Origin of the sequence: Aeromonas sp. OTU364, from assembly GCF_038440395.1 — a bacterium.
GTDB lineage: Bacteria > Pseudomonadota > Gammaproteobacteria > Enterobacterales > Aeromonadaceae > Aeromonas.
In genome coordinates, this window is sequence record NZ_JASATR010000011.1 from 85,033 (window position 1) to 98,367 (window position 13,335).

General features: G+C 60.3%; 8 protein-coding genes. 2 read left to right on the forward strand and 6 right to left on the reverse strand.

All coding sequences use genetic code 11. The features are described 5' to 3' along the window. Positions 1-86: 86 nt before the first annotated feature. Positions 87-554 carry a xanthine phosphoribosyltransferase gene (gpt, locus tag AAHB08_RS12475; RefSeq protein ID WP_005325980.1) on the reverse strand — a complete coding sequence of 156 codons (468 nt, stop codon included), beginning with the start codon at positions 552-554 and terminating at the stop codon, positions 87-89. 939 nt (positions 555-1,493) lie between these two features. On the opposite strand from gpt, the gene AAHB08_RS12480 reads away from it, so the two are divergent. After that, positions 1,494-2,945, forward strand: a complete 1,452-nt coding sequence (locus AAHB08_RS12480) for an aminoacyl-histidine dipeptidase (RefSeq protein ID WP_342059098.1) — start codon at positions 1,494-1,496, stop codon at positions 2,943-2,945. A gap of 612 nt (positions 2,946-3,557) precedes the next feature. Here AAHB08_RS12480 and AAHB08_RS12485 read toward each other — a convergent pair. The 5 genes from AAHB08_RS12485 to AAHB08_RS12505 all read right to left on the reverse strand — a co-directional run bounded on the left by AAHB08_RS12485 (position 3,558) and on the right by AAHB08_RS12505 (position 9,908). Continuing rightward, entirely contained in the window at positions 3,558-4,559 is a 1,002-nt protein-coding gene (locus AAHB08_RS12485; protein ID WP_342059099.1) for an ABC transporter ATP-binding protein, read from the reverse strand. A gap of 94 nt (positions 4,560-4,653) precedes the next feature. After that, the gene (locus AAHB08_RS12490; RefSeq protein WP_342059100.1) at positions 4,654-5,712 is read right to left on the reverse strand and encodes an ABC transporter ATP-binding protein; all 1,059 of its coding nucleotides are present in this window, start codon (positions 5,710-5,712) and stop codon (positions 4,654-4,656) included. A gap of 13 nt (positions 5,713-5,725) precedes the next feature. After that, positions 5,726-7,543: an extracellular solute-binding protein gene (locus AAHB08_RS12495; RefSeq protein WP_342059101.1), complete on the reverse strand. Its 1,818-nt coding sequence runs from the start codon at positions 7,541-7,543 to the stop codon at positions 5,726-5,728. A gap of 82 nt (positions 7,544-7,625) precedes the next feature. Beyond that, positions 7,626-8,669 carry an ABC transporter permease gene (locus AAHB08_RS12500; RefSeq protein ID WP_202046606.1) on the reverse strand — a complete coding sequence of 348 codons (1,044 nt, stop codon included), beginning with the start codon at positions 8,667-8,669 and terminating at the stop codon, positions 7,626-7,628. Between the two features lie 213 nt (positions 8,670-8,882). Further along, positions 8,883-9,908 (reverse strand): ABC transporter permease subunit, encoded by a 1,026-nt coding sequence (locus AAHB08_RS12505; protein WP_342059102.1) that lies wholly within the window; start codon positions 9,906-9,908, stop codon positions 8,883-8,885. Positions 9,909-10,647: 739 nt separating this feature from the next. Between AAHB08_RS12505 and AAHB08_RS12510 the strand changes: the two genes are divergently transcribed. Continuing rightward, entirely contained in the window at positions 10,648-13,254 is a 2,607-nt protein-coding gene (locus AAHB08_RS12510; protein ID WP_342059103.1) for a TonB-dependent receptor plug domain-containing protein, read from the forward strand. Positions 13,255-13,335 lie beyond the last annotated feature (81 nt).

Consider the following 13,335-nt stretch of genomic DNA (forward strand, 5'->3'; position numbering starts at 1 on the left):
ACAGGGGCCTTATGAAACCGTCTTGCCATAGGCGCGAGCAACCCGCCCTGCAGCAGTCAGGGGCGGTGCGCCAAGGCAGGTGGCGATTACTCTTCGTCGCAGATAGGGTTGGCAAACTCCAGCGCCATGTCCCAGGGCTGCTCAATCCAGGTGTCCTGCGGGATGGCCACTTCGAAGTCATCCACCAGCGGCTCGCCCATGGGCTTGGCGAAGATGGTGATGAACTTGGCCTTGGGGTAGAGGTCACGGATCGCCTTGGCGGTGCCACCGGTATCCACCAGATCGTCCACGACCAGCCAGCCTTCGCCGTCACCGGCGGTGGTGGCAGCCTTGACGACCACCAGCTCACGCTGGCTGTTGTGGTCATAGCTGGAGATGCAGAGGGTTTCGACGTTGCGAATGCCAAGTTCACGGGCCATCAGGGCAGCCGGTACCAGGCCACCACGGCTGACCGCGATGATCCCTTTCCACTGGCTGACGGGCAGTTGACGACGGGCCAGACGGCGCGCTTCACGTTGCAGGTTATCCCACGACACATAGAATTTCTTTGGCATGCTATCGATCTCAACGAGTTATAAAGGCAATCACTTAAGACGTAAGAGTCCCGGCAGACACCGGGGATCCGGTAAATTCTGGCCCCCGTTTCCTGAATTTTGCTTGCACTTTTGCGGCCTCAGGGGTGAACCCTCGGCAGCAAAAAGCAGATGCATTGAAAGCAGGACGGGCATGGCTGGCGGCCATATCGATCGAAACCCAGACCTCAGGCCAGCTATTGGGCCGGTATGATAGCACCCTTTGCAGATAAAATGACTGGCAAACGTATGCGAAAAACAGGAAAAGTCGGCCATCTCCTGTCTGCTTCGCCTCCCCTTCGGGTCCGGTCCTCATCAACAGGGTGCTCATTTGAAGAGCAAACCTCGAATTTCGGGTAAAAAAATAGCAGGGGGAGGATGGAACCCTCACACACCTGCTGCTTTTCTGCTTTCTCTGTCAGCCTGGCTGACTGCCCGTCTTAACGACGACCGGCGTAGGGGTTCGGATAGTTGAAACCCTGGGTATAGAGAGACTGGGCAAACCAATAGGTTGAATTGCTGCCTGACATATTAAAACTCCTGATTGCTTAACAAGTTACGTACCTATAATGCGGGTTCAGATCCTTGAACAGACACTCGGTTCCGTGGAGGCGCACTTGCTTTGCTTCGGTTCCCTGGAGGCATTGATTGTCATCCTGACAAGTGGTTGACCCACGGCGGCTAATTTACCACCCGGCGGCAAAAAGACAATATTTTTGTGATGCGCATCACGAATTCCATCTTCTGCTGGTACACATGGGCAAGGCAGTCATGTTCGCCATTCAGGCCCCCTTTATCAGCACAAGCAGACCGCAATTTGCGCAGATCGCTCACATTTTTGTGTGATTGACTGTATTATCGTTACCCTCTTCTGCGGCCCACTGGGCCCTGTCCATTTCCGTGCTGGTAAGGAGTCCCGACGTGGCACAGCTTAGTTCTCTGTCTCCCAAGTTGATTTGGCAATTCTTCGAGCAGATCTGCTCCATTCCCCACCCCTCCAAGCACGAGGCCAAGTTGAGCGCCTGGATAGTGCAGTGGGCCCAGGGGGAAGGCCTGGCGGTCAAGCAGGACGCCGTGGGCAACATCATCATCAAGAAGCCGGCCACCCCGGGCATGGAAAACCGCAAGGCCGTGGTGCTGCAGGCCCACATCGACATGGTGCCCCAGGCCAATGCCGATACCCAGCACGACTTCACCAAAGACCCTATCGATGCCTACATCGACGGTGAATGGGTCACCGCCCGTGGCACCACCCTGGGCGCCGACAACGGCATGGGCATGGCAGGCTGCCTGGCCGTGCTGGCGGACAAGACCATCAAGCACGGCCCGCTGGAAGTGCTGCTGACCACCGACGAAGAGACCGGCATGACAGGCGCTTTCGGCCTGGAGGCGGGCTGGCTGGAGGGCGAGATCCTGCTCAACACCGACTCCGAAGAGGATGGCGAGGTCTACATGGGCTGCGCCGGCGGCGTGGATGCCAATATCCGCTTCCCGCTGGAGCTGGTTGCCGCCACTGAAGGGGAAGGCTTCGAGCTGCAGGTCAAGGGGCTGCGTGGCGGTCACTCCGGGGTCGACATCCATCGCGGTCGTGGCAACGCCAACAAGCTGCTGGTACGCCTGCTCAAGGCCGCCGAGCCGCTGGGGGTGCGTCTGGCCGAGATAAGCGGCGGCACCCTGCGCAACGCCATCCCCCGCGAAGCCCGCGCCACCCTGCTGGTGCCCACCGCCAGCGTCAGCGAGTTCAAGGCCCTGGTTGACCGCTACGCCGGCATCTACCAGAGCGAGCTGGCCGCCACCGAGGCGAACCTGACCGTGCTGCTGAGCGGCCGGGACATGCCCGCCAAGCTGATGAGCGAATCCCTCCAGACCCGCCTGCTGGACGCCCTGGTGGCCTGCCCCAACGGGGTGATGCGCATGAGCGACGCCATCCCGGGCGTCACCGAGACCTCCACCAACCTGGGCGTCATCAAGACCCTCGACGGTGAGGTCTATGTGCAGTGCCTGATCCGCTCCCTCATCGACTCCGGTCGCGAGAGCGTAGAGCAGATGACCCGCTCCCTGTTCAGCCTGGCGGGCGCCAGCTGTGAATTCACCGGCGCCTACCCGGGCTGGGCACCGAACGTGGACTCCCCCGTCATGGCCCTGGTACGCAACAGCTACCAGACCCTGTTCGGCGAGATGCCGAACGTCATGGTGATCCACGCCGGCCTCGAGTGCGGTCTGTTCAAGAGCGCCTACCCGGATTGGGACATGGTCTCCTTCGGCCCGACCATACGCGGCGCCCACGCGCCGGGCGAGAAGGTACACATACCGGCGGTCGAGCGCTTCTGGCAACTGCTGGTCCACGTGCTGGAACAGATCCCGGCCAAGTAAGCACCGCCTCCCCTGCCGCTTCATGCCCCGCCCAGTGCGGGGCATGTCATTGGTGCTCCTCCTTGCTCTCCCTGCGTTGCCTCTTCACAGCCCCTTCCGCCCCCCTTGAAATCGTATCCATAAGCAACCCTGAATTTGAAAACCTTTTCCATGATTTATGTAAATTTACAACACAATAAGTTGATCGAGATCACAAAAGCCTCTAGCATCAAAGTGTGACCAAGGTCACAGGAAACAATAATCAACAGAGCGAAGAGGTAAGACTATGTTTGAGAACCTGGCAGTGCTGTTCCACCTGAAGGGTGCATCCAGCAAGAAAGGCACACAAGAGAAAGACACTTATGCGCCTTCGACTCGCAACTACTACTTCCGCTATGGCGCCTGATGTCGCCCGTCCGGAAGTTGACATTGACGACGTAATAAAACTACAAAACAACTCAACAATTCACACCACAGCCACCCCCTCGGGGCGCTGTCCTGCCCGGGCCAGATGTTCCACGGCCAAACCTGAACTCCAAGCATGAAGATGGGGCCCACAGGCCCCATTTTTTTATTGCTCGTCCCCGACGCCACCTTGCTGTGATACCGGCCCTGGCGCAGTGGACGCCGGCATCAGACCGCCTTTCCCAGCGGCACCGCCTCCACCGGGGGCAAGGGGAAGTGGCAGGCCACCTGATGGGCCGCCTCGCCGCACGGCTCGAGGCCGGGGGAGGTGGTGCGGCACAGATCCGTCGCATAGGGGCAGCGCTGGTGAAAGTGGCAACCGCTCGGAGGCGAGATGGGGGATGGCACATCGCCCGTCAGCAGGATCCGCTGGTTGCGCCTGCGGGGATCCGGCACAGGGATTGCCGAGATCAGCGCCTGGGTGTAGGGGTGGCGCGGGCTTAGGTAAAGTTGCTGGGCCTCTGCCAACTCGACGATGCGCCCGAGGTACATCACCGCAATCCTGTCCGAGATGTGTTTGACTACCGACAGATCGTGGGCGATGAAGATGATGGCCAGATTCATCTCCCGCTGCAGGGTGAGCAACAGGTTCACTATCTGGGACTGTACCGAGACATCCAGCGCCGACACCGCCTCGTCGCACACCAGCAGCCTGGGTTTGAGGGCGATGGCGCGGGCGATGCCGATGCGCTGGCGCTGACCTCCCGAGAACTCGTGGGGGTAGCGATCCACCGCACTCTTCGGCAGCCCCACCTTGTCCAGCAGCTCCAGCACCCAGCCACGCCGCTGCACTGTGTTGCCTTTGCCATGGATGATGAAGGGCTCTTCCAGGATCTGGCCCACGGTGTGGCGGCTGTTGAGGGATTCTGCAGGATCCTGAAACACTATCTGCATCTCCTGGCGCAAGGATCGCATCTCCCTGGGTGACAACCGGGTGATGTCGCGCCCCTCGAAGCTTATCTGCCCCGCCGTGGGCTCAAACAGCTTGAGCAGGGAGCGGCCGAGGGTGGACTTGCCACAGCCGGACTCCCCCACCAGCCCCAGGGTCTCCCCCTGCTTGAGATCGAAGCTGATGCCATCTACCGCGTAGACGGTGTAGGGCTTGCGCAAGAAACCGCCCCCCATCTTGAAGTGCTGCTTCAAGTCTCTTACCGACAACAAGACGCTCATCGCCGCCGCTCCCGTCCATCCTGGTGCAGAGCCGACATAGCCCCTTCCCTGTTGCTGAAGTGCTGCTTCAACTCCCGTACCGACAACAAGACGCTCATATGCTCAACTCCTTCCAGTGATGGCAGGCCACCGCGTGGCGATCGCTCAACTGCTCTGTCACCGGGTTGGTGCCCACACAGAGCTCGGTGGCGTGGGGGCAACGGTTGGAGAAGCGGCAGCCCGCCGGCATCTCGTGCAGGGCGGGCACCTGGCCCTTGATGGTCTTGAGCAGGCTCTTGGGCACGTCTTCGAGGCGCGGGATCGAGGCCATCAGACCATGAGTATAGGGATGGTGCGGGTGGTCAAACAGCTCGAAAATGTCGGCCCGCTCCACGGCGCGGCCCGCATACATCACCACCACCTCGTCGCACAGCTCCGCCACTACCCCGAGATCGTGGGTGATGAAGATGATGGCCATGCCGGTCTGGGCCTGCAGCGCCTTCATCAGATCCAGGATCTGGGCCTGGATGGTGACATCCAGCGCCGTGGTCGGCTCGTCGCAGATGAGCAAATCCGGCTCGCAGGCGAGCGCCATGGCGATCATCACCCGCTGGCGCATGCCGCCGGAGAGGTTGTGGGGATAGACGGCGAAGCGCTGGGCCGGCTCCGGGATCCCTACCTTCTGCAGCATGGCGATGGCGGCCTCCTTGCGCTGGGCCTTGCTGTAGTCCGGCCTGTGGAGGTGAAACACCTCCATCAGCTGATCGCCGACCGTCTGCACCGGGTTGAGGGCCGTCATGGGCTCCTGGAAGATCATGGAGATGCGGTTGCCACGTACCCTGTACATCTGATCCGGCGCCAGGGTGAGCAGCTCCTCCCCCTGAAAGCGGATGGAGCCGGCCACCACCTGACCGTGGGGCCTGGGCAGCAGCCCCATGATGGCGAGCGAGGTAACGCTCTTGCCGCAGCCGGACTCGCCGACTATGCCTAAGGTCTGGCCCGGGGCGACCTGGAAGCTGACCCCGTCAAGCACCTTGATCTTGCCGTCATCGACCGTGAACTCCACCTCGAGATCCCTGACCTCCAGGATGGGGGCCCTGCCCTTGTCGTTATCGGCGGTGAACTTTCCCCCATTCTCTCGAACGTTCAGGATGGGGGCCTCTGTCTCTGCCATCGTCTCCCCCTTCTCAATGATGCGCATAGGTCTTGTCGATCAGGGTGATGGGAGCGAGCGACTCACCCGCTTCCTTGGCCTTCAGGGTCTCTTCCTGCACCTTGGGATCGAGCCAGAGCAGGCCGCCACTGCTGTGGGGATAGCCATCCATGGGCCAGTAGAGCAGATCCGGGGTGTTACGGGTGGCGGGCACCTCGGGCAGCATCAGGTGACGCCAGCTGCTGGCCCGCACGTAGTTGAGCTGCACCCCGGGCACGAAGATGGCGAGATCATAGATGCGCTGCTGGATCTGGCGGGAGATCCCGGCCCGCTTGGTCATGTCGAACTCGACGTTGTAGGCGTCGATCAGGGCGTCCAGCTCCTTGTCGGCCACGTTGAACAGGTTGTTGGTCTGGGGCTTGTTGGCGTTGTCGGAGTGGAACGACTCCCAGTATTGCGGGTAGAGACCGCCGCCGCCCCAGCCGAGCCAGGCCGCCTCGTGCTTCTTCTCCAGCATCACCTTGAAGCCGGTGGCGCCATCCACCAGGTTGAGCTCCAGATCCAGGCCCGCCTTCTTGGCCTCCTCCTTGAGCACGGTCAGCCGCTTGGAGTGCTCCTGGCTGGTATAGGTCAGCGCCAGGGTCAGCCGCTCCCCCTTGTCGTTTTGCAGGATGCCGTCCGGCCCCGGCTTGTTGTAGCCACCCTTGGCGAAGTACTCCCGCGCCTTGGTGATGTCATAGGCCCGCTCCGGCAGCTTGATGTCGGTGAATTCGCCAAAGCCAGAGCCGAAGGTGGTGGCCCTGTCATAGTCGCCGTGCAGCACGGTCGCTATCATCTTGTCCAGGTTCATGGCGTGCTGGATGCCGAGGCGCACATTCACGTCCGCCAGCTTGGGGTTGCTGACGTTGAGGTGTACCCCCTGCCCCCCCTGTTTGGTATCAGTCATGGCCATCACCTTCTGCACATAGCCCTTCTTGTATTCCGGGGTCACGGCTTTTTCATGCCACCAGTTGGGCAGTATCATCTCGAAGGTGTCCAGCTCCCCCTTGAGGAAGTGGCGGAACGCTATGTTGTGATCCCGGATCACCTGCACCTTGATGCGGTCGAGGTTGAATCTGTGCTGGTTGTAGCGATCCTGCTGGGCCCACCAATCCTTCTGCTTGCTGAAGGTGATGGACTTGCCCTTCTTCACCTCGCTCATCACATAGGGGCCCGTGGTCGGCACCACAGCCCAGTTGTACTGCTTCACCCAGTTCGGCCCCATCTTGTAGTAGTGCTTCGGCTGGGGCCACAGCTCGGTGGTGTTGAGGAGATCCAGCCTGGCCTTGCGGCTGCCCGCCTTCACCAGGATGGTGTGATCGTCGACCTTCTCCACCGCCACCACCTCTGTGGTGTAGTAGTTGTTGAACCAGGGCCCCTTGATGTCCTTGGAGCGCATCATCTCGTAGCCGAAGGTGTAGTCGTCGGCGGTGACCGGCTTGCCGTCAGACCATTTGGCGCGGGGATCCAGCTTGAAGTAGACGGTCTGGCTGTCCGGTGCTATGGCCCAGGCGCTCGCCAGCGAGGGAATGGGGTTGCCCGTATTGGGGTGGAAGCTGATGAGCCTCAGCTGGTTGTCCAGGATGAAGGAGCGGAACGAGCCGTTGGAGTCTGGCCCCACGGTGCGAAACGTCAGCGGAAAGCTGTCTATGAAGAGGTTGAGGGTGCCACCGGGCAGCGCCTTGGGGGAGGCAAACACAGGGTCTGTGTCGTTGGTCTCCCACTTGAGATCCGCGGGCAGGCTGGCGGCCCACACCCAGGATCCGTTCACCAGCACGAAGAGAGCACCTATCCATTTGATTTTATTGTTCATGTTTGACTTCCAAGTCTGGCCCCTGCACCGGGGGCGTCTCAATTAAGGGTTGGATACCCAGGGCCCTGAGGCGGGCCCCGGGTCACTGATAACGGGTAAATTTGCGCGGATCGAACGCCTCACGGATCGCCTCCCCGATGAAGGAGACCATGATGAGCACCAGGCTCACCGCCGCTACCACAGAGCTCACGATCCAGATGGCATCCAGGTTGTTGATCCCCTGGGAGAGCAGCTCCCCCCAGCTCGGGGTCGGCGGGGCCAGGCCGAAGCCCAGGTAGTCCAGCGCCGTCAGGGTGGAGATGTTGCCCACCACGGCGAAGGGGGCCAGGGTGACTATCATCATCAGGGTGTTGGGCAGTATGTGGTGGAAGATGATCCGCCTCGTGGTCGCCCCCTGCGCCCGCGCCGCCATCACGTAGTCCCGTGCCCGCTCCTTGTAGGTGAGGGTGCGCATGTACCAGGTGATCCCCATCCAGCCGAACAGCACGTTGATGCCGACAAACAGGCCGAAGTTCGGCTTGGCCAGGGACACCAGGATCATGATGACGTAGAGGAAGGGCACCTGGGACCAGATCTCGATGAAGCGCTGCAGGATGAGGTCAAAACGGCCGCCGAGAAAGCCCATCATGCAGCCGATGCTGACCCCGATGACATAGCTCGCCACCAGGGTGATGAAGGCGAAGCCGATGGCGATGCGAAAGCCGTAGACCAGCCGCGCCAGCACGTCGCGACCGCTGGTGTCGGTGCCGAGGAAGTGGCGCTCCGCCAGGCTCGGGGCATAGGGCGGGTAGGCCTCCTCCTTGAAGTCCTGCTCATAGGGGTTCCAGGGCACCAGGGGCAGCAGCACCCAGTCCCCCTTCCCTTCCTGCGCAAATTTGCCCTTGAGCTGGCGGTAGTTGGTCTCGTACTCGTAGTCGAGCCCGAAGTGCTGGCCCGGGATCACGTCGCCATAGGTGGGAAAGTAGAGCTCTCCCTGATAGCTCACCGCCAGCGCCCGGCTGTTGACCAGCAGCTCCGCCAGCAGGGAGATGACCACCAGGGCCGAGAAGATGACAAAGGAGTAGTAACCGCGCTTGATGGACTTGAAGCGCTTGAGTTTTTTCAGCGTTACCGGGTTCAGGTTCATGGTCAGTCTCCAAACCGTACGCGGGGATCAACAGGAGGTGCAACGCAGATATCGGAGACGATATGGCGTGATATCAGCATCGGCATGGCAAGAAGGGTCCGGTTCATGGTCAGTCTCCAAACCGTACGCGGGGATCAACGAGGGCCACGCAGATGTCGGAGACGATATGGCGTGATATCAGCATCGGTATGGCAATAGAGGTCTGGTTCATGGTCAGTCTCCAAACCGTATGCGGGGATCAACAAGGGCCACGCAGATGTCGGAGACGATATTGCCGATGAGCATCAACATGGAGGTGATGGCCAGTATGCCCATGACGGTGGGGTAATCCCGCTCGACGATGGCCTCGTAGCCGAGCAGACCTATGCCGTCGATGTTGAAGATGGTCTCGATGAGGAAGGAGCCGCCGAAGAAGACGGTGAGCACAGACCCTAAGTGGCTGGCGATGGGGATCAGGCTGTTGCGCATGGCGTGGTCGGTGACCGCCTTGCGAAACGGCAGCCCCTTGGCCACGGCGGTGCGCACGTAATCCGCCGACAGGTTCTCCATCAGGCTGTTCTTCATGGTCATGGTGAGGATGGCGAAATCCCCGATGGCGTAGGCGATGAGCGGCAGCAGGGCGTGGGCGAAGACGGTGCGGATCTGATCCCAGCTGCTCTCCATGTATTCGAAGTCCTCCCCTGGGAAGCCCCCCATGGGCAGCCACTCCAGGTGGAAGGCGAAGACGGTGATGAGGAAGATCCCCACCACGTAGGCGGGTAGCGCATAGGCCATGTAGATGAGCATGGAGCTGAGCGAATCGAAGCGGGTGTTGTGCCTGAGGGCCTTGGCCACCCCGAGCGGGATGGAGACGGCGTAACTCAGCAGGAAGGTCGCCAGCCCGAAGAAGGCGGTCACCGGCAGCCTCTCCTTGATGAGATCCCACACCGGCTCGTAGTAGCGGGTCGACTCCCCGAGATCCAGCACCGCCAGCTTCTGCAGCCACTCCCAGTAGGCGATCAGCATGGGCTTGTCGAGGCCGTAAAACGCCTTGAGCTCCTCGATCTGCTCATCGGAGAGCGCCTGCGCCCCCTTGCTGCCGCTGGAGCGACCTGTCTCGTTCTGTGAGACCTGCGCCTGCAGCAACATGCGCTCGACTGGGCCGCCCGGCACGAAGCGGGTGATGGTGAAGACGAGCAGGGTGATACCGAGAAACGTCGGGATGATCAAAAGCATCCGACGTAAGAAATACGACAGCATGGTGGAACCTCGTCCTTGTTGTTCTTTTATGGTCAGTCACATCCGGTGACCGGCCTCTCCTTCCTGGCATTACTCACTGAATTGACTGGTATTGGCAGACAATCCCGCTCGGTCACTGTAAAAGCTCTGCAACAAAAATCAAGTAGAACTAAGCCCATCAATCGTCAGTGACGTTCGCAGCATCACTCACTGATGTTTTTTTCCAAAAAATCCAACTTCAATATAAAAAACTGCTACGCCTTCTCATTTAACTTGTTTTTAATAATTAAAAAATTAATTACACATCCGTTTAAATCCAACAAAAAACCAATAAAAACATACAGATAAAATCAAACACCCTCTGATCTCATTTTACCTATTAAAGAAGAGGGAAATATCCCAATACCGAAACCTGAACAGAAACTGCCTCGCGACCGAATACAGATTTAAATACTGAAAAAATGTCATTACGCGATATGAAGAACATCGCGACAGGCGATTTATCGATAAGTTCAAAAATAATCAATAAAATGGCAAAATACAAAATTAACAACATCTTTACATTAATGTTCGCGCTCATTGCGGAATAAAACGCCAAAAAGAATGCCATCGCCCTGCATAGTCTTCTAACGCTCCATCTCTTCCCCATCCTGGCCGCTCCATTTGACGTCAATCATCAAACCTTGATAAGCCTTACGCACCGCTCCAACGAGGGCGGTAAGGGAAGCAAACAAAAAAACAATCAGGAAGGATACTAACGATGCTTAGGAAAAGCAGACTCTCTGCTGCCGTAGCGTTTGCCTTGGCGAGCGCGGCAGTTGTGGCCACCCCTGTCCTGGCCGAAGAGGGCCAGAATGTCGAAAAACTGCAGAAGATCAAGGTCACCGGCTCGCGGATCTCCCGGGTCGATGTGGAAGGCTCCACCCCTGTCGTCTCAGTGACCAAGGCAAAGATCGAGCAATCCGGTCAGCAGACCGTCGCCGATTACCTCAAACAGGCCTCTTACAACTCCTTCGGTGGCGTCTCCCCGGCCTCCGGCAGCTCCTTCCAGTCCCAATCCACCGTCGGCCTGCGCGGCCTGGGCTCAGAGCGCACCCTGGTGTTGCTGAACGGCAAGCGGGTGGCGGGTTCCCCCACCATGGGCGGCACCTCCATCAACCTCAACACCATCCCCATGGCCGCCGTTGAGCGGGTCGAAGTCAACCTGGACGGCGGCTCCGCCATCTATGGTTCAGACGCCATCGGCGGTGTCATCAACGTGGTGCTCAAAGAGGGCTATGACGGCCTGACCTTCCAGGGACGCCTCGGCTCCCCGACCGAAGAGGGCGGTGACGAGAGCAGTGGCTCCGTCGTGGCTGGCGTCAATGGCGAGAAGGGCTCGCTGATGGCGGTCTACGAGCACGACAAGAAGGACGTCATCTACAGCCGTGATCGCGATTATCTGGCCAAGCAGGGCAACGATGCCCCCAGCCCCTACGGCCGCAACGTGGAGGGGATCACCGGCCTCGACGCCAACGGGGACCCCATCTGGAAATACGGCCCCCTGGCCGGTGCCACCAATGCCGACGGCAGTTGCAAGGAGCCCTTCGTCGGCTTCGAGGGCGGCTGCAACTTCAACTACGGTCAGGTCGCGGCCACCACGGCCTCCCGCAGCCGTGACACCCTCTATGTGAACGGTCGTTACCACATCAACGACACCGTGGACTTCGTGCCGCAGATCATCGGCTCCAGGGTCGAGAGCTTCGGTCGCTTCGCCCCCGCCGCTGGTGCCTTCACCATAGACCCGGCCAACCCGAAAAATGCTCAGTTCTTCGCCGACAACGGCCTGGACGCCGCCGCCACCCAGGGGCTGGGTGAGGCCGCCTACGCCTACTACCGCTTCACCAACGTCGGTCCCCGTGACAACTATGTCACCGACATGACCGGCAGCCTGAACCTCGGCTTCGAGGGCACCGTCACCACAGAATCCGTGGGCGACATGCAGTGGAATGCCGGTTACATGTACTCCAAGACCGACAACAAGGAGAACGGCACCGGCTATGTGCTGAAATCCGCCGCCCAGCAGGCCATCGCCGACGGCAAGTTTGTGGGGGGCGAGTTCGATCCCAAGAGCACTGCCGCCATGACCGCCGACACCAGCCGCCGCTCCACCATGGACTTCTACCAGTGGTACGCCGGTGTCCAGTGGGACATGGGTGAGCTGCCGGCCGGGCCGGTCAGCTGGTACGCGGGCGCCGAGTACAACGACTGGGTCTATGCCGACAAGTACGATGCCCAGTCCGAGGCTGGCAACATCATCGGCTCTGCCGGCAACTCCTCCGGCGGGGTGCGCGACGTCACCGCCGCCTACGTCGAGTCCCTGGTGCCCATCACCGAGCAGATCGAGCTGAACCTGGCCGGTCGCTTCGATGACTACAGCGACTTCGGCAGCGCCTTCTCCCCCAAGGCGAGCCTGCGTTACCAGCCGCTGGACAACCTGATGCTGCGCACCTCCTGGTCCCGCTCGTTCCGCGCCCCCAGCCTGAGCGATCTCTACGCGGCAGATTCGGAGTCCGCAGACTGGGCCAAGGATTATGTCTACTGCGAGGCCAACGGCATCTCGGCGGCGGACTGCCCGAACCGCCAGTACACCACCACCCGCACTGCCAACGAGGAGCTGAAGGAAGAGACGGCGGACACCTGGAACTTCGGGGTGGCCTACAGCCCGCTGGATGACCTGAACCTCTCCCTGGACTACTACACCATCAAGATCGAGGACGTGATCCAGCTGAACTCCCTGCAGTCCGTCATCTATGACGAGCTGAACAACGGCGGCTCCAGCAACATAGTCCGCAACAGCCAGGGCAAGATCAGCAGCGCCATCGCCCCCATGGTCAACCTGGGGACCCTGAACACCAGCGGTCTGGATCTCAAGCTGGATTACCGCTACGACCTGAACTCCGCCACCATCCGCTATGACCTCGGCGGCACCTACATCCTGGAGTACAAGGAAGGCCTGTACGCCGGTGGCCCCGTCATCGACAAGATCGGCCAGAACGGTCTGCCACAGATGCGCTTCAGCTCCGGCGTGGGTGTCAACGTGCCCCAGTGGTGGAACATGGATACCTACCTGAGTGCAAACTACATCGACTCCCAGAGCCAGGACTACATCGCCGACACCGGTGAGGAAGTGGGCCACATCGCGTCCCAGACCACCTGGAACCTGAACGTCGGGGTGGATGCGCCCTGGAACGGCAAGATCCAGGTCGGGGTGAAGAACATGTTCAACGCGGGCCCGTCCCTCGAGAGCGATGGCTTCACCTATGACGAAGAGCTCTACAGCATCGACGGTCGCATCTACTACCTCGACTACGCCCAGAAGTTCTGATCCACCAGGAAAGTGACGAGCCCGCCCCCACGGGCCGGCTCTGCCCAAGGTTCCAAGGAAGTCACGGAGATAGGGTAATCC